This is a genomic window from Aeromonas sp. R4-2 (assembly GCF_040908295.1).
GTDB classification, from domain to species: Bacteria; Pseudomonadota; Gammaproteobacteria; order Enterobacterales; family Aeromonadaceae; genus Aeromonas; species Aeromonas veronii.
In genome coordinates, this window is sequence record NZ_JBFODL010000005.1 from 139,397 (window position 1) to 164,838 (window position 25,442).

The window sequence follows — 25,442 nt, forward strand, 5'->3', positions numbered from 1 at the left end:
AATTGCATAAAGGTCTCACGTAATGAGGTATCTACACTAAGCAATTGGTTTGCTTACATATAATTGAGTTCTAACAGCGTCGTACTGTCCGGAAGAAACAGCTGACTGCTGATGAGCCCCAAATTGAATTCCAGATCACTGTTGACGATATCCGAGACAATAAAGCGCTCACCGGATACCTTGTGATATTGGCCGTTATTGAGAATGCCCAGCTCATCGCTCATGGCACCACGCACGGACATGGAAATAAAAGGCAGTGATGCCACCGTCGCTCCGTCAACCTGACAACCGCTGATTTTCAACGTGCCCGGTTGCTGAGCCTGCAGTGGAATGCTGCGCAGCACCTCCAGCGTACAGCCCGATTCGGCTAGTCCATCCGTTAGTTCGTTGGCGTGGACTGATCCCGCCATCATCACCAGCTGCAGCACCATGGCCGCCATCATTGAAGTTTTCATGATTAGGGTTCGATGTGAGGAAACAGAATGTGTGAAGTTGTGGTGGCTCGCACCACCACAACCCTTGTCACACGTTAAGGCACTCTATTACTCGTAGGAGAGAGTAAAGTTGGTCACTGCAGTGAAAGCACCGGCTTTCAGCGGGTTGGTGTCTTGGCTTGCATAGCCTTTCAGCACGGCGCTAAAGGGCAACTCGTTGTCACCGTTGACCAGGCCGAAGGCGGCAGTCGGGGTACCCAGTACGATCGGAGCACCGCCCGGAGCAGTCATCTTGATACCGGCACCCGCGGCGTCACCACCACCGATCACCAGCAGGCTGGAGTCTACCGGGTCTTTGGCACCACTGAAGGTCACCTTGACGGCATCTTCCTTGTCAGAGATTTCACAGTTCAGCAGCTTGATGCTGAACGGCTTGGAGCTGGACTCACCACCGTTGGCCAGCTCTTTGGTGCTGATCTGGCCCATTTCAACTACCTGGTCAACAGACTCAGGGGCTACAGAGCAAGGAGCGTTGATGATTTCACCGTTAAAAGTGACTTTACCGGAACCGGCACCACCAGCAGCAAAAGCGGAGCCGCACAGCAGCATGGAACCAACACCCATAGCAACCAGAATTTTATTAGCTTTCATTCGTTTATACCTACATTAACGTGTGTTGTACTGCATCACTCCAATCATGCTGGAGTCACGATATTAAGTGATGCCGCGATATACTGCACAGCAACTGTTGGCGTTCGCCTCTCATTAAGCCGATGAGAGGTCATGCCAATAATAAACTGTGCCTTTCAGGTTTATTTAAATAAGCAAAAGCAGCACACCGCATCAGGGGTAGTTCCCGCTACACCTCAACTGCACAACTACATACGTCCTTGTCGTCTGTGCAGAAAGCCGCATTCCGCTTTTGCTTGGCGAACAAATTAACGACTCGTTTGATGCACATCAAATACATTTTGATTTGTATAAATTTTTTTATAAACACATAAAAAACAACAACTTAAACCAACAGTGAAACATAAAACGACATCATGAAATAAATAAAGTTCATATAAAGGACATCTATTGCAATATTGTCAGACTATGAATTTAAAGTTGCATACAAAACTCCAACAAAAACACAACAAAGATAACCTATCTATTTTTGACAATAGTTATCAACCACTTCATAAACCGCCCCCTAAAGAGGTAATCAGGTAATCAGGTAATCAGGTAATCAGGTAATCAGGTAATCAGGTAATCAGGTAATCAGGTAATCAGGTAATCAGGTAATCAGGTAATCAAATTATTGGCAGCCCACACATAAATATACATCTACTACATTACATATTAATTATAGATATGACGCGCTAATATAGAGGCTTGCCCGCAATATTCACAGGCAAGATTTGAGATAAAAAAAATATACGTTATTAATTATGCAGACTAACTGTGATCCATCTCTCATGATTTTTAAGCCGATTGATTTCTCAAAGTGGAGTGTTATCATCTAGACATAGAGTAAAGGGCAAACCGATCGAAAGGTCGGGACGCAAAGCCACCGGTCTAAGGGTTTTGATACCTAAGACAGCGGAGCTGCCATCTGAGAAGAGTGATGTTATTGCCGATTTATGGCATTACTCTTTGATTGCGTTGCCCTTTTCGTACAACACCTGTGACGAAAAGGACATAGATATGAAAGCTCAACACACCGCCTCCCGTTTAGTTCGCAAGACAGTTTTCTCTGTATGCACCTCCTTGCTGCTTGGTACCGCCTTGTTGCCATCCACAGCTTCTGCGGCTGATGGCTCAGTGACGTTTACTGGCACTATCTATGAATCTCCATGTGATTTTTCTGACAGCAGCGTGACCTGCTATTCAGGCATGAACAAGCAAACCATGCCTTTGGCTCACTTGCAGCAAGCCGGTCAAATCAGCTCAATTAGCAGCACTATCAGCTATAAAGTGACCAATGCCAGCAACATGGCGATCGTGACTGTCAGCTATCTCTGATGACTCATCTGTAGTGACGCTGAAATTGGCGCGAAAAAGATGAGCAGGTGATGTTGAAAGCAACTCTTATCAGGTCGCCTGTGCTACCCATACAGGCGGCCAATATCTTTTCATCCCGCCTCCTCACGAACAAATAGCTGGCTTTGCTGATTGAGTCACCAGTCATCATCCGCCCAGATAATGTGGCTTAAGCCATAGGGACATCTCGCTTTTCCTGATCATTTGCTGCATGTCTTGTGTTGATTAAATGAGATCTGACACGCACTTTACACAACTAACAACCTCTTCAATAAAGTCGCATGTGAGCCCTCACTACGGCAGCAGGAGTTCAAAAACAGCAAGCATATAAATCAACTCTATATCATTGATTTATATGTTATTTAAAAAATCATTGATATCCCTCTGAGTCCCTGTAAATTGCCTTGCGATTACTCGCAAGACAATACACAAACAAGAACAAAGGGATAAAAATGAACCGTTCAGGTACCGGGTGGCTGCTGCTGGCAGGCCCCCTGCTTTTGGCGACATCCTCGGCGCAAGCCAACTACTCCCCCAATGACTGGCGACAGTATCAGCTGACTGGCGAATCGAGCCGGCAACTGGCCGCTCGCATCACCGAGATCACCTACGATCTCAAGGCGCGCAGCAGCAAAGCGCCTTACCAGCAGCTTAGGGTCTACCGTCGCTTCGACTGGCAGAGCAGCGATCTCGCCGCACTGGCCGAGCAACAGTGTGGCGAGCCGCAGCTCAAGGTAGATGCGGGCTGGCAGATCCGCTTCGTGCGCTGTGAAGATCGGATCCCGGCGGGCAAGCTCATTCCCGCCAGCAGTTATGACTTTGGTTATGGCCTCAAGCAGGGTCGCTGGGAGCAGCTGGCGGGCACGCCGACCGCCCAGCGGCAGGATCGTCTGCCGCTGCCACAAGCCATCATCCTGGGTCAGAGCGAAAGGGAGCTGGATCGCTGCGAACTCAACGCGCAGGGCCGCTGCGCCGAGTCGGAGTGGCACTATCAGCCGCAGGATTGGCAGCAGTTGCAGGTACTTGAAGAGACCCCGAGTGAGCGGGATGGCCGGTTGGAGCAGATCTTCTTCCGCCTGCAGCCGGTGGCAGGCAGTCAGGCTGCCGCTCAGGTCAGCGAGCTCCACGTCTGGCGCCGCTATCAGTGGCAGCTGGATCAGCTCACGCCTCAGCAGGAGTGTGATGAGCCGCAGGAGCGCAAGGAGGGGAGCAACACCATCCGCTATCGCATCTGCCGTCAGGTGATCCCCGCAGGCAGCGAGGTTCAGGTAACGTTGCAAGATAGCGGCTACCAATACCCAGTCGCTGGCGGCGAGTGGCAACCACTGCCAGAGAGCAAAGAGTGGCAGGAGAGCCGGGTGCTCAATCGCCCCATCGTGCTGGCCAGCAAGGAGGAGCAGCTGGAGTGCCGCCGCGCCAACGGTCGTCTCTGCTCCGAGCCCGAGCAGCCCGATGTGGATCTGCTCGACAGCGATGCCGCCAAACTGGTAGCCGACGTGAGCGGCCAGAACAGTCCTGCCTGGCAGGCGGATTACGGCCACGATGACGCCAAGCTGATGGCGGTGGTGCGCGGCATGCGTGCCCTACTGGCGGCCAACCAGCCGACCCATCCGGCAATGGACAAGCTGCTCTACTATGTGCGCGCCCATAACTACCATGGCGGCGTTGGCAAGGAGAGTGATCAGGCCGCCCGGGCACTGGCCGGGGTGATGATTGATCTGCTCAACCACCCCCTGCTGCTGGGAGCTGAACCACAGGATCAGGCTGGCACAGTGCTGGAAGCCTGGAGCGTAGCGGCGCAGGGACAGCTTGGCCAAGCCGCCTTCCGCCAGAGTGCCGCCCCCATGCTGGCCCAGCTCAACCAGGCGCTCGGCTATGCGGTGCAACATGCGGCGCAGATCAATGGCCACAAACCCTGGGCCGATGGCCTGTTCGAGCTGCTCAATCTGGTCGATCAGAGCGCCTCATACGGTCAGCAAGCTGACTTCAGCGCAGCCGTGCTGCAACAGGAGGCGGCATTGCGCCAGAGCCTGCTGCAACTGGGCCTGAGCGAGCTGGCACTCTGGAAACAGCGCGATGGCTCACGGGATCTGTTTATCTTCAACAACATCCTCGATGCCCACAGCCGCCTCTATCAGATGATGCGCTACCTCCATCACACCAGCCCGGATAAGGCGATTGCCTATCGCCAACAGCTGGATCGCGATGTCATCGCCATCATGCGCCACCAGGGGCTGATCCCGGGTGGACAGCATCCGGCTGCCATGCTGGAAGAGGTCTCCTTGACCCTCTCCAGCTACTACCTCACCTACACGGATCGCACCAGCGAAGCCTGTGTCAGCGGCGAGTTCGCCGGGCTTTGCACACCGATCCGCATGGAAGATATTCTGCCGTTCGAGCACACCTGCTCACCCACCCTGCGTCTGCGTGCCCAGGATCTGACCCAGGCTCAGGCCGAAGGGATCTGCCGCGAGCTGGGTGATGAAGAGCAGCGCTTCCACCAGCAAATGGAGACAGGCTGGCAACCGGTGGCCGATGATCACAACGAGGCGCTGGAGCTGGTGATCTTCAACTCCTCCGCCGACTGGGGCCGCTACGGCAGCGCGCTGTTTGGCGTATCCACCGACAATGGCGGCATCTATATCGAGGGGGATCCGGCTCGCCCCGGCAATCAGGCCCGCTTCTTCGCCTATGAGGCGGAGTGGAAACGCCCTGCCTTCCAGGTGTGGAACCTGCGCCACGAGTACGTTCACTATCTGGATGGTCGCTTCAACCAGTACGGCAGCTTCGGACACTATCCGCTCAACCGCACCACCTGGTGGGCAGAGGGGATTGCAGAGTACATCGCCCACGGCCAGTGCTTTGCCCGTGGTCTGGATAACGTGGCAAACCGCCCCGCCAACCAGCGTCCGACACTGGCGGCGATCCTCCACCTTGACTACGACCAGGGTGGCGAGATGGTCTACTCCTGGTCCTATACCGTGCACCGCTTCCTCAACGATACCGGTCGCGGCGCCAGCTGGCTGGCGCTGGCACAGGCGCTGCGCAATCCGGATCGACAGCAGGCGATGAGCGACTTCGAAGGGGAGCTAGACCGGCTGATCGCCAACGACAGCGATGCCTATCAGGCGTGGCTGAGCCGGGATCTGCTGCCCTGGTGGCAAGCCAACAAGGAGTCAGACGCCTGCAAGGGTAACGACTCCGCCCACTGATAAACCTTCACCTACCAGAGGGGCTGCCATTGCAGCCCCTCGCTTTATCCCTCCGGACTCCCGCCTCTGCTGCGACAACCTCTGCCCGAATGAGGTGCCCGCCCGTTATCAAGCCTGACGCCAGCGGCCGAGTTGTAATAGAATGCCGATAGCCACTCCCAACTTCAGACCCTGACCGCACCGCGCATGAAGAAGTTTGCCAAGATCCTCCTCGCCTGCCTCGTTTTGCTGCTGGCCCTGATTGCCATGCTGCTGGGCTACAGCGAGTGGATCGTCTCGGATGCCCGTCACTACACCTACGATCAGGTGGACAAGGTGCCCTACAACCGGGTTGCGGTGGTGCTGGGTACCTCCAAATATCTCTCCGGTGGCGGCCCCAACCACTACTTCAAATACCGCATCAAGGCGGCGGCCGAGCTCTACAACAATGCAAAGGTGGACTTCATCATCGTCTCCGGTGACAACGCCACCGTGCAGTACAACGAGCCACGCCAGATGCGCCGCGCCCTGATCAAGGCGGGTATCCCCGCCTCCGCCATCTATATGGATTTCGCCGGATTCCGCACCCTCGACTCAGTGGTTCGCGCCAAGGAGGTGTTCGGCCAGGAGCGCTTTACCGTGGTCTCCCAGGGCTTTCATAACGAGCGGGCCATCTTCATCGCCCGCCATTTCGGTATCGATGCGGTCGGCTTCAATGCCGAGGATCCCAGCGCCTATCAGGGGATCCGCACCCGGGTACGGGAAGTCTTTGCCCGCCTGATGGGGCTGCTCGACCTCTATGTACTGGACAAGGGGCCCAAGTTTCTCGGGGCACCGGTCCCCATCGGTCTGCCTGTGCCTTGCCAGTCACTGAGCACCATCGGCAGCCTGCAACCCTGCCTCAAACAGCCCAAACCGGCGGTGGATGAGGCCAAGCCAGCGGCAGTCTCTGCCACGGTTGCCACCGAGTCAGCAACTTCGTCTGCCTCGGCCACGACTGAACAAGTCACTCCTGCTTTATCCGCAGCGGCAACGACTGGTCCGGTCACTCCCGCCAAATCCGCGGCAGAAACCGCCGCAGAGGCGCTCAGCGCGGCCTTGCCCACATTGCCGGTGGCCCCTTCAGCCGCCAGCGTCAGCACTGCCACACCATAAACAGACGACCCGCCAACTGGCGGGTCTTGGTATTACAGCGCGGGTTGTGGCGGTGAGCCTGTACACCCATTCCCAGCGACCAGGTCAGCCTCGCACCGCCTGATAGCGGCGGGCCACTTCGGCCCAATCCACCACCTGATAGAAGGCTGCGATATAGTCAGGACGCTTGTTCTGGTACTTGAGATAGTAGGCGTGCTCCCACACATCCAGACCCAGGATCGGGGTATGGCCATGCATCAGGGGGCTATCCTGATTGGCACTGCTCTCCACCTGCAATCTGCCCGCCTTGTCCACCACCAGCCAGGCCCAGCCGCTACCAAAGCGGCTCAGGGCCGCCTGAGTGAAGGCCTGCTTGAAGGCATCGAATCCCCCCAATTCCCGCTCGATGGCCAGAGCCAGCTCACCACCCGGCTCACCGCCCCCCTGCGGGCTCATCACCAGCCAGAACAGGGAGTGGTTGGCATGGCCGCCACCATGGTTGCGGACCGCCCCCTGCAGGGCGGTTGGCAGGGTGTCGAAGCGGCGCAGCAGATCCTCAACCGGCAGTGCAGCCAGCTCTGGCGCCCCTTCCAGCGCGGCGTTGAGGTTGTTGATATAGGTCTGGTGATGACGGCTATGGTGGATCTCCATGGTCAGGGCATCGATATGGGGTTCCAGTGCGTCGTAGGCATAGTTCAGGGCTGGCAGGGTATGGCTCATGATGACCTCTGTTCGGATTAATGGAGCCGGGATGAGGGCTCGCTCTGACACAGGCAGTGACCGAGCGAACGCATGATCCCGGCGTGGCTGCCGTGGCGCTGTACGAACGTCAGCAACTCGGCACGGGTTGTGCGGGTATGGCGCAAAGCAGCCTCTCGCAGGCGAGAGGAGCAAGCGGGGGAGTGACAGGTCGCCAGCAGGCAGTCGTGCACATAGCAGAGCAGGTCGGCGGCGCGATCGGGCAGAGTCATGGCCACCAGCAGATCCGCCAGATTGTGGTGAGCCACAACCAGCGCAGCCACCGCCTCATCGGCGTCATGCCACAGCACCAATTGCTGACGAGCCAGCCAGAGCGCCTGCTGATAATGGGCCAACGCCTGATGATACTCGCCGCAGTCAAACAGCCGGTTGCCCTCTCTGGTCTGCTGTTTCCAGTGATTCATGCTGCTGCCACCTTCGGTCGACTCGACCCACCCCTTCACCCAGGTTGCTGTCATATGCTTCACACCAACAAATGATAATAATTATCATTACATGAATCATATCCGGGAGACAAGGGGCGTCGGGATCGCAGCAAACAGCCAAAAAAGCGCGGCCACCCCTTGGCAAGGAGTGGCCGCTTGAGGCACCGGTCAGTGGATTCGACCGGCCAATTGGAAGTTAATGGCAGGTCAGATGTTGTTGGCGGGCGAAGGCGGGGCAATTCCCAGCAGCATGTGATCCATCATCCCCACCATGCGCCCTATCTCGGGCTTGGTGATGGTATCATTGGCCCCCAGTTGCAGCGCTTTCTGGCGGTTGTCATCGCTCATCAGAGAGGAGAACATCACGATGGGCATCTCCTTGTAGGAGGGGGTGTCCCGCAGCCGCTTGAGCAGGTGCATGCCATCCATGCGCGGCATCTCCACATCGGTGATCACCGCATTGACGAAGCCGGTCACCGGCATTCTCTCCTCCTGGGCCAGACGATCGAAATCCGTCATCATCTCCAGCCCCTCTCCCCCGTCCTTGGCCGTGATCACGTTGTAACCGGCGGTGCGCAGGGTAGTCTCGATCATCTTGCGGATAAAGGCCGAGTCGTCCACCACCAGAATGGTTTTGCCCTGGCGCAGCGCCATCATGCGATCGTCGATGAGCACCTTGCGATCCTGAGTGACGTCGTACTTCTCCATGCTGAGCTCGGGGTTGATATCGGCGATGATCTTCTCGAAATCGAGGATCATGATGAGGTTGCCATCGCGCCTGACCACGGCCACCACGCAGTCGTTCTCCCCCGCTTCCAGAAACTGGCTGGGGGACTCCACATCCTCCCAGGAGACCCGGTGGATCCTGCTGACACCGTCGATCAGAAAACCGTTGGCCATCTTGTTGAAGTCGGTGACGATCACCACCTTGTGGCTGGGGTCGGGGTTGGTCTTGATGCCAAGCCAGCCCGCCAGATCCACCAGCGGGATCAGCCGATCCCGCAGGGAGAATACCCCCACCATATGACGCTGGGCATTGGGGTAATCGGTTGTCTCCGGCACCCGGATCACCTCGCGCACCTTGGCGACGTTTATCCCGTAATAAGCGGTTTTTTCACGACCGTCCGGTAGCTGCTTCTTGAGGTGAAACTCGATGATCTCAAGCTCGTTGGTGCCACTTTCGGTCAGGATAGATTTACGCTCTTCCCCATCTTTGGACATCATGGTGACTCTCATTCTGGTTGCGCGGGCAGCAGACCGCTGCGGTTTTCCCTCAGTATAGGAATGGAATTCACCCAGCGGCTCGGATCTCGGCAAGATTGCAGCGTTAACCGCTTGATCCCGCAGGCTGGCGGGCTCGTATCTGCCACTCAGGACAACATTGGCAGATGGTGAAATCCATCATGTACTCACAAGGGGGCTGAGATGAGTGAAGGTATAGTCGTGATTGGCGCTTCTGGCGGGATCGGGGCGGCTCTGGTAACACACTGGTTGGCGGCGGGGGGCGGGCCAGTGATTGCCATCAGCCGTCAGCCCGCACCTGCTGGCCTCTCATCGCCGGGTCTGCACTGGCTATGTTGTGATTACAGTGATGAGCAGATGACAGAAGTGGTGGCGCGCATCGCGGAGTTGGCACCGAGACCGCACAGGGTGGTGATCTGCAACGGCATCCTGCATCAGGGGGAGATCCAGCCAGAGAAGCGGCTCGAAGCAATCAATCTGGATGCCATGACCCGTCTCTACCAGACCAACGCCCTGCTGCCGCTGCGCTGGATCAGCCAGCTGTTACCGCTGTTTGGCCGCGAGCCTTGCACTCTGGCCGTTCTCAGTGCCCGGGTCGGCAGCATTGGCGACAACCGAGCGGGCGGCTGGTATGGCTATCGTGCATCCAAGGCCGCCCTCAACATGCTGCTCAGGTGTGCCGCCATCGAGCTGGCCCGGCGGGCCCCAGGCGTCAAATTGCTGGCCTTCCATCCCGGCACCGTGGATACCCCACTCTCCCGCCCGTTTCACGCCAATGTGCCAGCGGGAAACGTGCAGAGTCCCGAGCTGGTAGCCGACCATCTGATTAACCTGATGAACCAGCTGCAACCGGATGGCGAGCTGAGCTTTCTCGACTGGCAGGGCAAACCTATCGAGTGGTAGAGGAACTCAAGAGACGCGCCAGCAGCGCCCGCAAACTCTTGATCACGGCGGGCTTGCCCGCCAGTTGCAACCTCGCGGCCAGCGCCCCCCAGTCGGCATATTGCCAGATGGCTGCGATCAGCAGATAACGCTCGTCAGGAGTCAGCGAAGCCAGCACACCCAGATTGCGCGCCAGCCACAACTGCAGGCTCGACTGGCTCAGTTCGAACGGCTTGTGATGCAGGGCAAAGCACTCAACCTCATCACGCTCGAACTCGCCAAGCTCAGCCGCGGTGATGGTGCTGCCTTGCAGACATTGCCATACCAACTCGGGATCCAGCTCGCTCAACTCACCAGCCAGCAGGGTAGGCAACTGGCGAATGAAACGCTGCTGCCACTGATCCAGCTCGGGCTCATGCTCGGGTTTCAGCGCCTTTAGCAGCAGGGCGGCGTGGCAGCCGCTGGCGGCATCCCGTTGTAGACCAATGCGCAGCACCGTCAGTCCGGCCTTGCGCCAGAAGGGGAGCAGGTCGGCGCTGGCCGAAAAGGCAGAACCGAGGTAATCGATCCCCGCCTGACGATAATGTTCTTCAAGCCTGCCAAGCAGCAGCGAACCCAGCCCGTGGCGGTGTAGCTCGGGATGGATGGCGATACGCATCACCCGGGCGTAGCTGCGCCCCCCCGCCGTTTTAAAACCGGCGTGGGCCAGCAGCGATTGGGGCAGCAGATGGCCGCGCGGACGGCGGCGACCGGCCCAGATCGCCTCGGCCAGTTCGGGCTCTATCTCCCCTTCCCGCGCCACCAGCGCCACACCCAGCAGGCTCGCATCCTGCTCCAGCAGATGGATGTCGAGATCCGGGCTCTCCAGCAGGGACCTGAGATCGCTCGGCGTAGTCTGGTAGTGAGCCAGCACCAGCAAGCCGAACAGCTGGTTGAGCAACGTCTCGTCGCTCGCCAGCGCCTCCTGACTGACCAGACGCCAGCTCGGGCTGGTAGGCGGCAAGGGAGTTGCCACTTCGGCATTGAGGCCGAGCAGGCGGAAGATCAGCGGCTCCAGCGGATCACGCTCACTCCAGCGAATGGGCTCAGAGAGGTGGATCTCCTGCCACTCCGGGGTCTGGCTATCGAGCACCCGTTTGAAGCGCAGGTGAAAACCGCGCCCCGTCCCTTCGTAACCGTGCTCGGTGGTGGCAAACACAATGCGGCTGTGGCGGGCCAGCATGGCTTCAAGCAGCGGGGTCGGAATGGCGGCCGCTTCATCCACCAGCAGCAGATCGGGATTCATCGCCTCGTGCACCAGCCGATCCGGCGAACAGTAGCTCAGCCCTGTCAGCTGTTCCGGCGTGCAATCGAGCCCGCAAGCGGCGTGGGCAAACAGGGTGGCGACCGTCGCCTGCGAGGGGGCCGTCACCACGATGTTCAGCCCTGGCTGCTGGCGCAGCAGCTCGGCGGCAGCCAGCCCCAGCAGCGCACTCTTGCCACGGCCGCGGTCGGCGCTCAGCACCAGCGGACGGCGGCGATGGCCCTGCAACACCTTGTGGATGGCGGGCAGTGCCCGTGCCTGATCGCTGCTCAGCCTGCGCTCGGGCCCAATCGGTTGCCACGGCTGCGAGCAAACTGGCGGCTCCAGAAAGAGGGCTGGATCACCTTCCAGCAACCGAACCAGTCGGGCGATAAAGCCGTGGCCGGCCCGGCTCGCCTCCTCCGGCTGGGCCACCAGCCGGATCCGGTCGGGATCCGGCCATGCGGGCCACTGCGCTCTGGGCGGGGTCAGCAGCAACAGCAAGCCACCGGCGCGCAGAGTGCCCGCCAGCGCCCCGAAGGCGTCGGGATGAAAGCCGCTGAAGGCGTTGAACACCAGCGTGTCGCACTCCTGACCGAGCCGCTGCAGCGCCTTGGCGGCGGGTTGCGGGGCATAACTCTCGGGCCCGGCACCCAGCCAGAAGACGGTCTCGCCGAGCAGGGATTGGGCGCGGGCAATACACTCGGCCTCCTCCCCCTCCAGCCAGATCAGGCGCCGCTCACCGGCGCGGGCCAACGCCTCGCGCAGGCTGTTGAGCTCTTGCGGCGTCATGAAGCCTGGCTGTCAGCCGGTTTGCGGGGCTCGAACATGCGCTCTCCCATCTGATCGATAAAGGTGTGGGCCTTCTGCACCATGAAACGCTCGGCATCGGCCGGATTGGCAAACAGATCGGAGCGGATAAAGCGGTGAGTCTGCAGCACCCCATCCAGCTCTTTGGTGATGCGGCCCGCCAGCCGATACTGGCCACCTTCGGCCATGGGCTCCGGATAGATGAGATAGCCGGCATATTCGGTGGGAGTGACTTCCGGCGCCTTGGTCGGCTCGCCCCCGAACAGGGCGCTGAACAGTTTCTTGAGCATGGTGATCTCCTCTGGTTGCCAGCATTGTCCCTAAGGGGTTGCACAGTGGCAAGCAGGGGATCTTATTACGAATGGTTATTTGCACTACGAACCATTCTCATTTAGATTTCATCTCATTCCACAAGAGGTGACCATCATGTACGTCTGTTTGTGCCGCGGCATCACAGATACCCAGATCCGCAAAGCGGTGCAGTCAGGTAAAAGCGAATTCCGACAGCTCAAGCAGTCGCTCGAGGTGGGCGCCCAATGTGGCAAATGCGTGCGCATGACCATGGAGATCATTGCCGCCGAGCTCGACAAGATGGAGCAGGAGCAACCCGTGCTCTACTACGAAGTGGCCTGATCCGGACACCTCCTTTCTGATGCGACCCGCCAACAGGGTCACCCCTTTTCTCAGGCGAGCTGGCTCGCCAGACCTCTTGTTGTCACTTTTCTGGACTAAGCTCTAACGATCGGAGCCTCAGGCACGAACCAAGGAGCACTGTCGATGAAAGGAGATCCCAAGATCATTGCCCACCTCAACAAGGTGCTGGCCAATGAGCTGATTGCCATCAACCAATACTTCCTGCACGCCCGCATCTACGATGACTGGGGCCTCAAGGCGCTCGGGCACAAGGAGTATCACGAGTCTATCGATGAGATGAAACACGCCGACGAGCTGGTCAAGCGCGTACTGTTTCTGGAAGGTCTGCCCAATTTGCAGGATCTGGGCAAGCTGCGTATCGGCGAGACCGTCGAAGAGATGTTGCGCTGCGACCTCTCGCTGGAGATGGATGCCATCCCCGACCTCAAGGTAGCCATCGCCTATGCCGAGTCGGTGCAGGACTACATCAGCCGCGACCTGTTCCAGGAGATCCTGGAGGATGAGGAGGAGCACGTGGACTGGCTGGAGACCCAGCTCGATCTTATCGATCGCATCGGGCTGGAGAACTACCAGCAGTCGCAACTGCACCACGGCTCCTGAGCCAGCAGGCCAGCAAGCAAAGAGACCCGCCAGCGCGGGTCTCTTCATTTGAGCAGCCATGACCCGAAAACTTTTCGACAGGATCACAGTTAATACGCCCGACGCAGCATCTGTCATGGCTTTCGATTAGGATACGACTCTCTGCCAATAACAATGCTACGGACGATTTCCATGGAACAGATTGCACGCGAGATGGCGCCCCACAAACGGGTGGCTCTGGTGGCTCACGACAACATGAAAACCCCTCTGCTGAACTGGGTAATGCGCCGCAAGGAGGAGCTCAAGCTCCACCATCTCTATGCGACCGGCACCACCGGCACCATGCTCGGCAAGAAGGCGCAGCTGCCCATCACCTGCCTATTCTCCGGCCCCATGGGTGGTGACCAGCAGCTCGGCGCCCTGATCGCCGAAGGGAAGATCGACGTGCTGATCTTCTTCTGGGATCCCCTCAATGCGGTGCCGCACGATCCGGACGTGAAGGCGTTGCTGCGGCTGGCTGCGGTGTGGAACATCCCGGTCGCCACCAACGAGGCGACCGCCGATTTCATCATGGACAGCCCCCATATGCGGCAGGCGTTCAGCGTACAGATCCCGGATTACGCCGGTTATCTGAAGGCACGCACCGAGTGATCGGCTAACCCGTCATGCAAGAGGGCCGCAACAAGCGGCCCTCTTTAATTGGGAAAATGAATCAGCCAGGGACACAAACCGGCGCCGGCTTATAGCGCGCGGGCGAGAATGCGTGCCACCCGATCCGGGTCGATATCCTGCTGCTCACCGAGCGCGGTGCGCCCCACCCGCTTGAGGTTGGAGCAGACCGCCGGAATGCAACTTTCGCTGAGGCCATAGTCGGCCAGCCGGGTACCCAGTCCCATCTTCTGGAAGAACTGCTCGGTGCGGATAATCGCCTCTTCGATGCGCAGGGCCTTGTCCTCGCGGGTCGAATGCCACACCCGCTCGGCAAACTGGGCCAGCTTGTCCTGCTTCTGGCTCGCCCGCTCACGGAGCAGTGAGGGGAGCACCACCGCCAAGCTCTGGCCGTGGTCGAGCCCGTAAAGCGCCGTCAGCTGATGACCGATGGCGTGAGAGGCCCAATCCTGCGGCACCCCGCAACCGATAAGGCCGTTGAGCGCCAGACTGGCCGCCCACATCAGATTGGCCCGCACCTGATAGTTGGTCGGCTCCGCCAGCGCCCTGGGGCCGTTCTCCACCAGCACCTGCAGCAAACCTTCCGCCAGCCGATCCTGTACCTCGCCTCCCACCGGAAAGGTGAGGTACTGCTCGGCAATATGGACGAAGGCATCCACCACTCCGTTACCGGTCTGGCGCGGCGGCAGACTGTAGGTGGTCGCCGGATCGAGCACCGCAAATTGCGGCTGCACCAGCGGGCTTCTGAAGGAGATCTTCACATCCCCCCGGCTCACCACCGAGGTAGGATTGCTCTCGGAGCCGGTGGCTGGCAGGGTCAGCACACAGCCCATCGGCAGCGCCTTGTGCACACTCGCCTGTTTACCGCAGATATCCCAGGGATCATCCCCCTCGTAGCAGGCGGCGGCCGCAACAAACTTGGTGCCATCCACTACCGAGCCGCCGCCGACGGCTAACAAGAAGTCGATACGATCGCGTTTAACCTGCGCCACCGCCTCCATCAACAGCTCGAATCTGGGGTTGGCGCCGATGCCGGAAAACTCCTGCCACGTCACCCCTTCCAGCGCCCGGGTCAGCTGCTCATAGACGCCGTTTTGCTTGATGCTGCCTCCGCCGTAGAGCACCAGCAGCCGGCTGCCGGGCGGGATCAGTTCGGGCAGGCTGGCGATCTGCCCCTCGCCGAAACAGATACGGGTCGGATTGGCATATTGGAAGTTGTACACGGCGGACTCCTCGACTGGCTCAATGCGCGGACATTGTGCGCCTGTGGGGAGGTGAGGTCAAAAGAGGTGGCAGAAGCTTGCCCATCGGCGGTCGACACTGGCCCATCGGTGCCGACCGGGTAGATCTCAGAACAGCGGCAGGATCAGGCAGTTTTGGCCTCATCTTTGGATGAGCTCTTCTTGCCGGTCAGGCGATCCATCGCCTCCTTGAGCATCGCCTCTCGCTGCTCGTTGAGCGGCTTGCTCTGCTCCGCCCGCTCTTCCGGCGTCAGCTTCTTGTTATCGGCGATGGTCTTGAGCTTCTCTTCGATCTCGTTGAACTTCTTGCGATCGAAACCAAGCGCCTTGTCCACCAGCTGCTGCACCACGCCCCCCTTGTCGGAGCTCATATCGAGCGCCGGCGGCAGCTTGTTGTTCTTGGCCAGATGTTCGTAGGTCAGCACCTGCTGGGCTTGGCCGGTCATGCGCTGGGTGGAGAGGCTGACCATCTCCTCCCAGCCACCGCCCTGACCGCCGCTACTGGCACTGTTGAGGGTAGCGAGGGCGCGGTTGTTGGAGGCGCTCTGGGCAAGCTGCTGGCTGTAGGGTTTGATATCCATGGGGGCTCCAATTCGGTGCGCATCTGCGGCAATGGGCACAGGCTGATCCGGTCACATGGGGCGTCAGGCCCCACCATTATCAATTAAACCAGCAAGTTACAGGCCAACTTGTCAGATGTTGCAAGATCCCGCGCTATGGCGGATCTCACCACGCCCCACACGCAAGGCTGGCGTCAGAATCATGACTCATCTGCTGCCGGCTCTCGCTGTTTTGGCACATTTTGCCGTCCACGCGCCACGACGCCAGAGAAAAGTCAGGAACCGCAGATCGATCACAAAACAAACAACCACTCGGGAATACAATTTTGGCGCACATCACAACCAGCCAGCCGTGTCATGGATGATCTGTTCGAAAAACCAATAACAGGCAGACCAATCTGTCGTGCTCACTCCGCTGCCAGTTCGGAGTTGCAGCCTCCCCACACCTCATCCCCTCGTCTGACTCTCACTCACCGCAACCCTTCGGGTACACCTATGAAAAAACACACCTTGAGTCTTCTCTCCGCCACCCTGCTCACCCTGCTTGGCACCAGTGCCGACGCCTGTACCGGCCTCATCGTCGGCAAGGGGGCCAGCGCCGACGGCAGCGTAATGATCGCCAGAAACGAGGATTTTGGCGTCAACAACTGGAACAAGTACCTCGCCTTCCGGCCCGCGCAGCAAAATGAGGGCAAACTCTGGAAACTGGGCAACGGGCTGGAAGTGCCGATGCCCAAGGCGTTTTTCGCCTACTCCGCCATCCACGACTGGGATGCCACCACCAGCGATCCGGCTGGCAAATATTATGAAGAGCGCGGCATCAACGAGTTCAACGTCGCCATCTCGGCCACCACCAGTGCAGAGGTCAACGACAAGGCCCAGAAAGCCGATCCGCTGATCGAGAAAGGAGTGATTGAAGCCATCATCCCGACCCTGATCCTGCCGCAGGCCAAGACGGCCAAAGAGGGGGTCGAGCTGCTCGGTCGCTATGTGGAGCAATATGGCGCCGGTGAGGGCAACAGCCTCTATCTGGCGGATGTGAACGAGGCCTGGCTGATGGAGATCGGCTCCGGCCACCACTGGATCGCGGTGCGGGTGCCGGACGACAGCTACGCCATGGTGGCCAACGGCCTGCGCATTCACGGCGTCAATCTCGACAGTGCCGATGTGCTGCACTCGCCCAAGCTGCTGGAGTTCGTGCGCAAACACAAACTGCTGGATAACGCCGACCCGAAAGATTTCAACTTCGCCAAGGCGTTCGGGGTCATCGCTGACCCCTACAACGTGGATCGGGAGTGGCTCGGCCAGAACATGCTGACGGCCTCCCACAAACAGGCGACCCGGCAGGCGCAATATCCACTGTTTATGAAGCCGGATGCCCCCATCGCCGTGCCGGACGTGGCCAGGGTGCTGAGCGCCACCTATGAGGGCACACCGCTGGCGGGCAAGGCGGAGCGGCCGATCCGCGTCGATCGCCAGCTGGAATCCCACGTCATCCAGCTGCGCAAGGAGATGCCCAAAGAGCTGCAGGGATTGATCTGGCAGAGCTATGGCGTGCTGGCCGAATCAGTGATGGTGCCGCTCTACAACACCCTGGAAAACTATCCCCTGCCCTATCGCACCGGCAGCGACAGCTACTCCGATGATTCCGCCTACTGGCAGTTCCGCAGCCTGACCGCGCTGGCCAGCGCCGATCCGGACAAGTACCTGCCGCTGCTGCGCGGCGTCTGGAGCAAGGAGAGCAACAAGCTTTACAAGGAGGTGGCCCTGCTCGACCAGAGTCTGAAGCAGGCCTATGCCAGCGACAAGGCTACCGCCATCGGGCTGGCCGCCGACTACTCCTACGGCCAGTTGGAGCAGACCTATCAGATGGCCAAAGATCTGCGCTACAAGCTGATGACGGATCTGACCAAGAGCAGCGAGAAGAAGTACTCGGAGGAGGAGTTCAAGAAGATCATGAGCCTGTAATCTGCTCGCCAACGCAAAGAGGCTCCCGAGGGAGCCTCTTTTGTTTCATCCAATGCAGCGATCAGCGGCGGCTGATATTGAGCGGGCCGAAGGTCTGCGCCACCGGCATGATTTCGATGCTGTTGATGTTGACGTGGGCCGGTTGCTGGCTCACCCAGAGCACGGTATTGGCGATATCGTCCGGCTGGATCGCCTCCACCCCCTGATAAACGGTCGCAGCCTTGGCGTCGTCACCGTGGAAGCGCACGTTGGAGAACTCGGTGCCGCCGCACAGGCCCGGCTCCACGTTGGTGACGCGGATGGCGGTGCCCGCCAGATCGGCGCGCAAGTTGAGGCTGAACTGCTTCACGAACGCCTTGGTGGCGCCGTAGACGTTGCCGCCCGGATAGGGGTAGGTGCCCGCGATGGAGCCGATGTTGATGACGTGACCGCGATTGCGCGCCACCATGCCCGGCAGCAGCAGGCGGGTGAGCAGGGTCAGACCGCTGATGTTGGTGGCGATCATCTGCTCCCAATCTTCCAGATCCGCCTTGTGGGCCGGCTCCAGCCCCAGCGCCAGACCGGCGTTGTTGACAAGCAGATCCACCTCGCTCCAGGCGGCTGGCAGAGCGGCGATGGCGGCGCGGGTAGCCGCCTTGTCTTGCACATCGAACGCCAGCGGCAGGAACTGCTCGCCCAGCTCGTCAGCCAGCGCAGCCAGCCGCTCGGCACGGCGACCGGTACCGATCACCTTGTACCCCGCCTGCACCAGCTGGCGGCTGATGGACTCACCAAAACCGGACGAGGCGCCCGTTACCATTGCAATCATCTGAACCTCCATTATCTCAACCGATATTGTTATTTATGTTGTTGAAACCAATCTGATTTATTCATCGCTCAATTCACGTCCGGTCGCCTTGCGCCAGACAAATACCACCAGATGGAGCAGCAAAAGGGCCGAGCCACCCAGCGCAAACAGCAGGCCGGTGAGGGCGTTGACCGAGGTGTCGGCACCAAACCACCACCAGACCAGCCAACCGACCATGCCGATGGCAAAGGTCTGGCCGGCGCAGACCGGACAGCGCCCCAGCTTGGCCCTGATGGCGGTGGCAAGACAGTTGTCGCAGCTCATCCTGCTCCTCTATTCTGCTCGTTCAACATGATCAGTTGGCCTGTGAAGAGGGCTTGCGCGCCTGAGTGCGAGCCACTCTGCGCCGCTCACGCTCCTCGTCGCTCACCAGCGGCAGCACCAGCCGGTGGGCGTGCTGGTCGCGGCCATAGTAGTCCGCCAGCCGCTGCTGGGGACGAAATCCCAATCCCTGATAGAGCGCCAGCGCCTCTTCGTTGGCGTCCCCCACTTCGAGACGAATCGCCCCCCAGCCAGCGGCCTTGCCCTCGCGGATCACCTGCTCCAGCAGGCGGCGGGCCCAGCCCAGACGGCGCACCGTCCAGCGGATGGCCAGCGCCTGAATGACCAGCCGATCCCAGCCTCTGTGCTCCAGCAGGCAGAGATAGCCCATCAGCTGATGTTTCTCATCCAGCAGTAACAGGGTGCGCCCCTTGGCATGGGCCAGCAGATAGTGCCAGCGGCTGCGGCCGAAGGCGACTTCGGGGGGAAAACAGTAGCGTTCCAGATTAACGATGGCGCCCAGATCATCGGTTCGGGCCGCTCGTACGGTCAACACGGGGAGTCCTTGTTCGGTTATTTATCCTCAGCACCAAAAATGCGACTTGTATCACAAGTTACCAAGGCGTCATATTAGGCACTGTAACCTCTTGTTTCCCCTCGCGCCATTGTCGTGCTTTTCGGTGCATCGAAGCCCACTGGGGATCCTGCCTGTTCAGGCAGTCTGATCTGTGGAGCCGAAAATATGAGTACCTATGTCATCGTCGAAGAGCTGGGCGACTGGCCTTGCCATGCCGATTATCTGCTGACCGCCCGCACCTATCTGCAACATGGCGTGCCGACCACCGGCGGCCGACCCCGCATCATCAACCTCTGCCGCAATCTGGAACACCTGAGCGCAGGCTACTACTGCTCGCTGCTGGCCCAGGCTCGCGGCCACCACTGCCTGCCGGGTCTGCAAGCCATCAGCCGCCTGCAACCCCAGCAGCCACCGGCCAAGCTGTGGCGCAAGGCGCAGGGGTGGCTGGCCCAGCAGAGCGAGGATCGGATTAGAGTGCGCGCCATCTTCGGCCAGTGTGAACAGAGCGAGCTGGCGGGGCTGGCCCGCTACTACTATGGCCTGAGCCAGCTACCGCTGCAGGAGCTGACCCTCAAGCGCGGCCGCCACGGCTGGTCCGTGCGCCAGCAGCAGAGCCTGTCACCGCTGGAGCTGAGCCCAAGCGAGAAAGAGTTGATGCTGCACCACGCCCAGGCGCTGGTGGGGACCGGTGATGAGGAGCCGGCGGCGCAGCTCTATCAGCTCGCCATTCTGGTGGATCCCGATGATGGCCGGGCCAGCAGTGACGGGCTGGCGCTGGAGCGCTTTATCCGGGCTGCCGCCGCCCAGGGCATCCGGGCCGAGATCCTGCCACCGTCGGCCATAGAGCGGCTGCCGGAGTTCGACACCCTCTGGCTGCGTGCCGAAACCGCAGTCGGCCACTACACCTTCGAATTTGCCCATCGTGCCGAACAGCTCAAGATGCCGGTGATCGACAGCTCCCGCGCCATCCTCGCCTGCAGCAACAAGCTCTATCTCTACGAGCTGATGGTGCGCAGCGGCGTGCCCATGCCGCCCACCATGGTGGTGACCCGCCGCGGCCGCCACCATGTGGATGAGCTGGTGCAGCGGCTCGGCCTGCCGCTGATGGTGAAGGTGCCCGACGGGGCGCAGGGGCGCGATCTCGCCATGGCCAGCGACGAGCAACAGCTGGCCCGCCTGCTGGACGAGGGGCTGGGCCGCTCCGCCCTGCTGCTGGTGCAGAGCCGGATCCCCGCCGAGTTCGACTGGCGCATCGGCTTTCTCGACGGCTCGCCGCTGTTCGCCTGCCGCCGCTACCGGCCCGAACCCGGCAACCGCATTCGCCGCCGCAAGCACCCCCTCGACATGAGCCGCATCGAGGCGCTGCCGCTCAACGAAGTGCCGGAGCGGGTACTGCAGACCGCTCGCCGTGCCGTGCATCAGCTCGGCAATGGCCTCTACGGGCTCGATTTGCGCCAGCAGGGGCGTGACTGCGTGCTGCTGGAGATCGTCGACAACCCCTGGATCCGCGGCGATATCGAAGACAAGGAGGCGCAGGATCTCTACGAGCGACTGGCCCGCGCCTTCCGCCAGCGGCTGGAAAACCGGGGCCAGAGCACCGCATGACCCCGCCATGACTTTGTCGCCCACAATGACAGAGAGGGCCCCGCGATGGGGCCCTCTCTCATATCAAAGCGTGCTGTGGCTGACTTATTGCAGACGCAGGAAACGCCCGCTCAAGGGCGGTATCTCCACCGTCACGCTGCTGCCGCCGATAGCCAGACTCTCTCCGCTTTGCAGATCCACCAGCGCGCTGCCGCTGTGCAGCTTGCCCGTCGGCAGGTTGTAGCTGAGCGCCGTGGTGGAGAGGTTAAGCAGGTAGACTATCTGCTCCCCCGCCGTCTGCTTGATGTCACCATAGAGACTACCCTCGGCCACCAGTTTGACTCGCTCTCCCTGATAGAGCGCGGGGTGGGCGGCACGCATCGCCAGCAGCTGGGCGAGCCACTCTTTCAGCTCGGCTTGTTCGCTACCCGGCACAAAGCCGGTGACAGCGGGCACCTTGCCATCGCTGCGGGCCACATGATCGTCGCACAAGCCCTGCGCCGCACAGTCACCGCTGACCTTGGCAGCAAAGCCCGGCACCTCGTCGCCAAACTCCTCACCATAGTAGAAGGTGATGGGGCCGGAGCGGGCCGCCATAAAGCTGAAGGCTGCCTTGTGGCGCTGCCAGTACTCGGTCGACTTGAAATTGCCACGCTCCAGCAGATCACCGAAACGCACCAGATCGTGGTTGCCCAGCATCAGGTTCGGCATGGCGTGATTCGGGTAGTTCTCCACCTTGTTCCAGCTGGCGTCAAGCACGCTGGCCCCCTGGCCGCCCTTGCCGGACTCCTCCACCGCCAGCGCCTGCACGATGCCGTAGCGCAACGGGAAGTCGAACGCCGAGGAGAGCGCCGGATTGTCGCTGCTGCCATAAGCCTGAGCGCGAATATCGTCAGCCCCCTTCCACACCTCGCCCACCATGTAGCCGAGGGTGCCCCACTGCTGACCGGCGGCCTTGCGCGCTGCGCTGGCCTGCTCCACCTCGCTGCGAATGGCGCGCCAATCATCCAGCCCAAGCTGATAGGCCTGATCGAGGCGCCAGCCGTCGATGCCGTACTGCTCGACCCAATAGCGGGCCACCTCCTTGAAGTAGGCGAGGCTCTCCGGCTTGCTGTAATCCACCAGCTGGCCGGGATAACCCGCACCGCCGCTGGTGAGGGCTGGCAGACGCCCCTCTGGCGAGGGCTTGCTCACCCCCACCTTGTTGACGTGGCCAAACACCCCGTCGAGGAAGACATAGAGGCCGCGCTGGTGCGCCCCGTCCACCAGCTGTTTGAGCTTGGCATTGCTGCCAAAGTTGGGATCCACGGTAAAAAAGTCGCAGGCGAAGTAGCCGGTGGCATCGAGCTTGTTATCACCGCCTTGCCCCGCGCAGGAGTCGAACACCGGGGTGAGCCAGATGGCGTTGACGTTGAGACTCTTGATGTGGTCGAGACTGTCGATGATCCCCTGCAAATCGCCGTTGTGCTGGGAGGGGCCATAGCCGACGCCGTAGTTGGCACTGCCGTCGCCATCGGCAAACGACTCCACCATTACCTGATAGATGCGCAGGTTGCAGGCGGGTTGATCGTCGCCATAGCAGGCACGACTGGCCGTGGCGACCGGAGGGTGGGTGACCGGCGGATTGACGACGGGGGGAGAGCTCTCCCCGCCTGAACTACCACTGCCGCCGCAAGCAGCAAGTAACAGGGCGGCCCCGAGCAGGCCGCCATAGCGTAACGTTCCCTGTTTCATTGTTATGTTCCCGCTGTGAGAGCAGGCGTCTGATACGCCTGTTTTTCACCATGATAGCGATGCTCACACAGCGGTGTCTGTGACTGAAAACGTTATCTGACTCAACTGGTTAGAGCACCCCTGCCGAAGCAAAACGGTAGTTGAGCGAGAGCCAGTACGAGCGACCCGGCTCGGGGATGCGGCCGCTCTGCTCATAGCCCAACCCCGCCTGACTGCTGTGCACCGACTTGGAGAGGTGCTCGTAGTAGAAGGTGTCGAACAGGTTGTCTACCCCGGCCGAGAGCTGCCACCCTTTGGCAAACTGCCAGGCGCCGCTCAGATTCATGGTGAAGAAGCCCGGAGTCTCCCCCTGATCCTGACCCGCAACGGTACCGGACCAGAGATCTACCCGATCCTGCGCCGCCACCGCGCGCCCCAGCAGGGTGAAGTTCAGCGCCTCATTTGGCTGCCAACCAAGGGCCAGCTTGCCATCGAGCGGCGGCATCTGAGCCAGCGGTTTGTTGTCGCTCTGGTTTTCGCCGTAGACCACCGCCAGACCACCATCGAGACGCCACTGCTCGGCAAACTGCCAGCGCCCCTCCAGCTCGCCGCCCCGGGTCTGGGCATCGATATTGCGCACCTTGTTCGACTTGCTGTTGTAGAGCAGGTAGTCCTTGATATCGGCGCTAAAGAGGGAGAGGGTCAGGTCCAGCTCGCGACTGCGCAGGGCCAACCCAGCATCCCACTGGCGACTGCGCTCCGGGTTGAGGGTGAACGGGGTAGTGTCCTTGCTGCGCTCCCAGTAGTCCGGCGCACGCTCTGCCTGCCCCCACGCCAGATAGCTGGACCAGCGTGGCGACCACTGATATTCGTAGCGGCCAAACCCGCTGTTAAGACTCTGGGTATCGCTGTAGAGGGTCTGTTCACCAGCGCCATAGCGGGTGGTCTCTACCCTATCCTGACGGTAACCGCCCTTGTAGCTGTGAGCCCCCTGCTGACGACCCAGTTCGGCGAAGCCGCCCTGCTGCTCGAAACGCAGGGTGCGCTGGCGATCCTTGGTGGCATAGTCGACCCCACTCCGACTGCGGTGCTGATCCCGGTTGCTGTCGAGCCCGGCGGTCAGCAGCCAGTCTGCTGGCAAGGCGATGTCGTTGGCCCAGCGACCGCCGGTGTTGCGGCGATCCGGGTTGGAGAGCATCTTCATGCCGCTGTTTTGCCGCAGGCTGAAGTTGTCCATGATGTGGTCTATGTAGTTGTCCCACAGGGTCAGCTCGCTGCGCTGCCAGTGAGTGGTGATCTGCTCCTGCTTGAGCTTCAGCCCGAAGGATTCGCGATCAAACATGGGGCCATCCATGGTGCGATCCGCATAGGCGGCGCGAGCATTGCTGCGCTCGGCGGTCAGTTCCAGCCAGGTGTGCTCCCCCGGCGTCCAGCCCAGCTGGGCGGTGCCGTTCTCGCGGCGATAGAAGGATCGCACCTTGTCACCGTGGCCATCGCGGTAATCATCGCTGTCGGAGTGGGTGAACTGACCGCGCAGATAACCATCGGTCGAGCCTGCCGTCATGTCGACCATCTGATCATCGCGGCCGAAGCTGCCAAAGAGGGCCGAGGCATCGGCCTTGAGACCCGGTGCAGTGAACTCGGGTCTGTCCCGCTCGAACAGCACAGTTCCCGCTAGAGTGGCCCCCTGCTCGAGGGATTGCGGCCCCTTCAACACCCGGATCCGGTCAAAGGATTGGGGGAACACATAGGCCGTGGGCGGGTCCATCCGGCCGCCACAGCCACCTGCCAGCATGCCGCCATCCATCTGCACGTTGAGGCGGGACATCCCCATCCCCCGCAGCACGGGATCGCCACCGAGCCCCCCTTTGCGCACCATGCTCATGCCGGTGACATTCTTCAGATAACCGGCGCCGTCGGCAGCGGGCATGGGGGAACCGGGCTTCTTGGGATCCAGCGTCACCTCCAGGGTGCTGGCGGGGCGGGTTGCCACCACCACCATGGGATCCAGCTGTTGCAGCGGTTCCTGACCGGCAGCGCCGTGACAGGCGAGCCCGCCCACCAGCAGGGCAAGAGGTGTGCGCATATGACAAGCCATACATTTTCCTTATGTATTTGTTTATTTTGTTGTTTTCATTCAACCAACCAAACCTTTCAGCAAGGGAAAGGTTTGCCGTCAGGCCGCAAAAAAGGCCTGCGGCGCGAAAGCGGCAAGCCTCTGTCAGGTGAAGCGAAGGCAAGTTGGCAAAATGTTGCGCAGGTTTTACCCAAGTTGGCTCAGAAAGGCAAACGGGCAAACATTCCAGTAACAGGAATCTGGCGTTGGCTCACAAAAAATGAGGATTAGCTGAAGGCTTCCCGCTCATCAATGGGAGAGATGAGGTGATAGACCTCATGAGCGGATAGCGTGCAGCCAACAGGCCACTCCAGTTGGTGGTGACGATTGATGAAGACCCGGGCGCAGTGACGCTCGCTCTCCAGCTTTGCAAACAGCGGCTGGGTTCGCCAGGGGGTCAGATCCAGCACCCCCGTGGTGCCATCCGATAACACCAGAAACAGGCGCCATCCCCGCACATACTCGACATCGATAAAGACCGGCATCCCT

General features: G+C 60.3%; 25 protein-coding genes and 1 riboswitch. Of the genes, 10 read left to right on the forward strand and 15 right to left on the reverse strand.

Going from position 1 to position 25,442, the window contains the following annotated elements; translation table 11 throughout:
- Positions 1 to 53: 53 nt before the first annotated feature.
- Both AB5Y99_RS02005 and AB5Y99_RS02010 read right to left on the reverse strand, forming a co-directional pair.
- The gene (locus AB5Y99_RS02005; protein WP_128815986.1) at positions 54 to 443 is read right to left on the reverse strand and encodes a hypothetical protein; all 390 of its coding nucleotides are present in this window, start codon (positions 441 to 443) and stop codon (positions 54 to 56) included.
- A gap of 99 nt (positions 444 to 542) precedes the next feature.
- Complete coding sequence (locus AB5Y99_RS02010) at positions 543 to 1,085, reverse strand: fimbrial protein (protein ID WP_005354944.1); 543 nt, start codon at positions 1,083 to 1,085, stop codon at positions 543 to 545.
- Between the two features lie 860 nt (positions 1,086 to 1,945).
- Positions 1,946 to 2,032, forward strand: a riboswitch (cyclic di-GMP riboswitch).
- A 91-nt stretch (positions 2,033 to 2,123) separates the two neighbouring features.
- On the opposite strand from AB5Y99_RS02010, the gene AB5Y99_RS02015 reads away from it, so the two are divergent.
- The 3 genes from AB5Y99_RS02015 to AB5Y99_RS02025 all read left to right on the forward strand — a co-directional run bounded on the left by AB5Y99_RS02015 (position 2,124) and on the right by AB5Y99_RS02025 (position 6,805).
- Positions 2,124 to 2,441 (forward strand): hypothetical protein, encoded by a 318-nt coding sequence (locus AB5Y99_RS02015; RefSeq protein ID WP_005354947.1) that lies wholly within the window; start codon positions 2,124 to 2,126, stop codon positions 2,439 to 2,441.
- Between the two features lie 470 nt (positions 2,442 to 2,911).
- Positions 2,912 to 5,671 carry a collagenase gene (locus tag AB5Y99_RS02020; RefSeq protein WP_368208543.1) on the forward strand — a complete coding sequence of 920 codons (2,760 nt, stop codon included), beginning with the start codon at positions 2,912 to 2,914 and terminating at the stop codon, positions 5,669 to 5,671.
- A gap of 186 nt (positions 5,672 to 5,857) precedes the next feature.
- Positions 5,858 to 6,805, forward strand: coding sequence for a vancomycin high temperature exclusion protein (locus AB5Y99_RS02025; RefSeq protein ID WP_368208545.1), 948 nt, complete (start codon positions 5,858 to 5,860; stop codon positions 6,803 to 6,805).
- 84 nt (positions 6,806 to 6,889) lie between these two features.
- On the opposite strand, the gene AB5Y99_RS02030 is transcribed toward AB5Y99_RS02025, so the two are convergent.
- The 3 genes from AB5Y99_RS02030 to AB5Y99_RS02040 all read right to left on the reverse strand — a co-directional run bounded on the left by AB5Y99_RS02030 (position 6,890) and on the right by AB5Y99_RS02040 (position 9,192).
- Positions 6,890 to 7,504 carry a superoxide dismutase gene (locus AB5Y99_RS02030; RefSeq protein WP_368208546.1) on the reverse strand — a complete coding sequence of 205 codons (615 nt, stop codon included), beginning with the start codon at positions 7,502 to 7,504 and terminating at the stop codon, positions 6,890 to 6,892.
- 17 nt (positions 7,505 to 7,521) lie between these two features.
- On the reverse strand, positions 7,522 to 8,001 hold the full coding sequence (locus tag AB5Y99_RS02035) for a hypothetical protein (protein ID WP_368208547.1): 480 nt from the start codon (positions 7,999 to 8,001) through the stop codon (positions 7,522 to 7,524).
- A 174-nt stretch (positions 8,002 to 8,175) separates the two neighbouring features.
- Entirely contained in the window at positions 8,176 to 9,192 is a 1,017-nt protein-coding gene (locus AB5Y99_RS02040; protein WP_368208548.1) for a chemotaxis protein, read from the reverse strand.
- 201 nt (positions 9,193 to 9,393) lie between these two features.
- Between AB5Y99_RS02040 and AB5Y99_RS02045 the strand changes: the two genes are divergently transcribed.
- On the forward strand, positions 9,394 to 10,113 hold the full coding sequence (locus tag AB5Y99_RS02045) for an SDR family NAD(P)-dependent oxidoreductase (RefSeq protein ID WP_110303631.1): 720 nt from the start codon (positions 9,394 to 9,396) through the stop codon (positions 10,111 to 10,113).
- Here AB5Y99_RS02045 and AB5Y99_RS02050 read toward each other — a convergent pair.
- Both AB5Y99_RS02050 and AB5Y99_RS02055 read right to left on the reverse strand, forming a co-directional pair.
- Positions 10,100 to 12,166 (reverse strand): tRNA(Met) cytidine acetyltransferase TmcA, encoded by a 2,067-nt coding sequence (locus AB5Y99_RS02050; RefSeq protein ID WP_110303632.1) that lies wholly within the window; start codon positions 12,164 to 12,166, stop codon positions 10,100 to 10,102. The two genes, AB5Y99_RS02045 and AB5Y99_RS02050, sit on opposite strands and share 14 nt — an antisense overlap.
- A complete protein-coding gene (locus tag AB5Y99_RS02055) occupies positions 12,163 to 12,474 on the reverse strand; it encodes an HlyU family transcriptional regulator (protein WP_107682840.1) in 312 nt (103 codons plus the stop codon). Before AB5Y99_RS02055 ends, AB5Y99_RS02050 begins: the two co-directional genes overlap by 4 nt.
- 136 nt (positions 12,475 to 12,610) lie before the next feature.
- On the opposite strand from AB5Y99_RS02055, the gene AB5Y99_RS02060 reads away from it, so the two are divergent.
- The 3 genes from AB5Y99_RS02060 (at position 12,611) to AB5Y99_RS02070 (ending at position 14,068) form a co-directional block, all read left to right on the forward strand.
- Complete coding sequence (locus AB5Y99_RS02060) at positions 12,611 to 12,817, forward strand: bacterioferritin-associated ferredoxin (RefSeq protein ID WP_005335965.1); 207 nt, start codon at positions 12,611 to 12,613, stop codon at positions 12,815 to 12,817.
- Between the two features lie 144 nt (positions 12,818 to 12,961).
- The gene (gene bfr / locus AB5Y99_RS02065; protein ID WP_005354959.1) at positions 12,962 to 13,438 is read left to right on the forward strand and encodes a bacterioferritin; all 477 of its coding nucleotides are present in this window, start codon (positions 12,962 to 12,964) and stop codon (positions 13,436 to 13,438) included.
- Between the two features lie 171 nt (positions 13,439 to 13,609).
- Positions 13,610 to 14,068 carry a methylglyoxal synthase gene (locus AB5Y99_RS02070; protein WP_005363178.1) on the forward strand — a complete coding sequence of 153 codons (459 nt, stop codon included), beginning with the start codon at positions 13,610 to 13,612 and terminating at the stop codon, positions 14,066 to 14,068.
- Positions 14,069 to 14,157: 89 nt separating this feature from the next.
- On the opposite strand, the gene AB5Y99_RS02075 is transcribed toward AB5Y99_RS02070, so the two are convergent.
- Both AB5Y99_RS02075 and AB5Y99_RS02080 read right to left on the reverse strand, forming a co-directional pair.
- A complete protein-coding gene (locus AB5Y99_RS02075; protein ID WP_058059388.1) occupies positions 14,158 to 15,309 on the reverse strand; it encodes an iron-containing alcohol dehydrogenase in 1,152 nt (383 codons plus the stop codon).
- A 143-nt stretch (positions 15,310 to 15,452) separates the two neighbouring features.
- Positions 15,453 to 15,908 carry a hypothetical protein gene (locus AB5Y99_RS02080; RefSeq protein WP_019446593.1) on the reverse strand — a complete coding sequence of 152 codons (456 nt, stop codon included), beginning with the start codon at positions 15,906 to 15,908 and terminating at the stop codon, positions 15,453 to 15,455.
- A gap of 474 nt (positions 15,909 to 16,382) precedes the next feature.
- On the opposite strand from AB5Y99_RS02080, the gene AB5Y99_RS02085 reads away from it, so the two are divergent.
- On the forward strand, positions 16,383 to 17,855 hold the full coding sequence (locus tag AB5Y99_RS02085) for a C69 family dipeptidase (RefSeq protein ID WP_368208549.1): 1,473 nt from the start codon (positions 16,383 to 16,385) through the stop codon (positions 17,853 to 17,855).
- A 61-nt stretch (positions 17,856 to 17,916) separates the two neighbouring features.
- Here AB5Y99_RS02085 and AB5Y99_RS02090 read toward each other — a convergent pair whose 3' ends face one another.
- From AB5Y99_RS02090 to AB5Y99_RS02100, 3 genes are read right to left on the reverse strand one after another with little or no spacing between them, the layout of a single operon-like run.
- Positions 17,917 to 18,663 carry an SDR family oxidoreductase gene (locus AB5Y99_RS02090; protein ID WP_368208550.1) on the reverse strand — a complete coding sequence of 249 codons (747 nt, stop codon included), beginning with the start codon at positions 18,661 to 18,663 and terminating at the stop codon, positions 17,917 to 17,919.
- Positions 18,664 to 18,720: 57 nt separating this feature from the next.
- Positions 18,721 to 18,966 (reverse strand): DUF3624 domain-containing protein, encoded by a 246-nt coding sequence (locus AB5Y99_RS02095; RefSeq protein ID WP_368208552.1) that lies wholly within the window; start codon positions 18,964 to 18,966, stop codon positions 18,721 to 18,723.
- Between the two features lie 31 nt (positions 18,967 to 18,997).
- Positions 18,998 to 19,519, reverse strand: coding sequence for a GNAT family N-acetyltransferase (locus AB5Y99_RS02100; RefSeq protein WP_021231662.1), 522 nt, complete (start codon positions 19,517 to 19,519; stop codon positions 18,998 to 19,000).
- A 186-nt stretch (positions 19,520 to 19,705) separates the two neighbouring features.
- Between AB5Y99_RS02100 and AB5Y99_RS02105 the strand changes: the two genes are divergently transcribed.
- Positions 19,706 to 21,145 (forward strand): RimK family protein, encoded by a 1,440-nt coding sequence (locus AB5Y99_RS02105; protein WP_368208554.1) that lies wholly within the window; start codon positions 19,706 to 19,708, stop codon positions 21,143 to 21,145.
- A gap of 84 nt (positions 21,146 to 21,229) precedes the next feature.
- Here the strand turns inward: AB5Y99_RS02105 and AB5Y99_RS02110 are convergent, their stop codons facing one another.
- Together AB5Y99_RS02110 and AB5Y99_RS02115 are read right to left on the reverse strand one after the other, a co-directional pair.
- Entirely contained in the window at positions 21,230 to 22,858 is a 1,629-nt protein-coding gene (locus AB5Y99_RS02110) for an alpha-amylase family glycosyl hydrolase (RefSeq protein ID WP_368208555.1), read from the reverse strand.
- A gap of 109 nt (positions 22,859 to 22,967) precedes the next feature.
- Positions 22,968 to 24,935: a TonB-dependent copper receptor gene (locus AB5Y99_RS02115; RefSeq protein ID WP_368208556.1), complete on the reverse strand. Its 1,968-nt coding sequence runs from the start codon at positions 24,933 to 24,935 to the stop codon at positions 22,968 to 22,970.
- Here AB5Y99_RS02115 and AB5Y99_RS02120 point away from each other — a divergent pair.
- Complete coding sequence (locus AB5Y99_RS02120) at positions 24,924 to 25,184, forward strand: hypothetical protein (protein WP_247823546.1); 261 nt, start codon at positions 24,924 to 24,926, stop codon at positions 25,182 to 25,184. The two genes, AB5Y99_RS02115 and AB5Y99_RS02120, sit on opposite strands and share 12 nt — an antisense overlap.
- Here the strand turns inward: AB5Y99_RS02120 and AB5Y99_RS02125 are convergent.
- The gene (locus tag AB5Y99_RS02125) at positions 25,181 to 25,438 is read right to left on the reverse strand and encodes a DUF2442 domain-containing protein (protein ID WP_005335997.1); all 258 of its coding nucleotides are present in this window, start codon (positions 25,436 to 25,438) and stop codon (positions 25,181 to 25,183) included. The genes AB5Y99_RS02120 and AB5Y99_RS02125 overlap by 4 nt on opposite strands.
- Positions 25,439 to 25,442 lie beyond the last annotated feature (4 nt).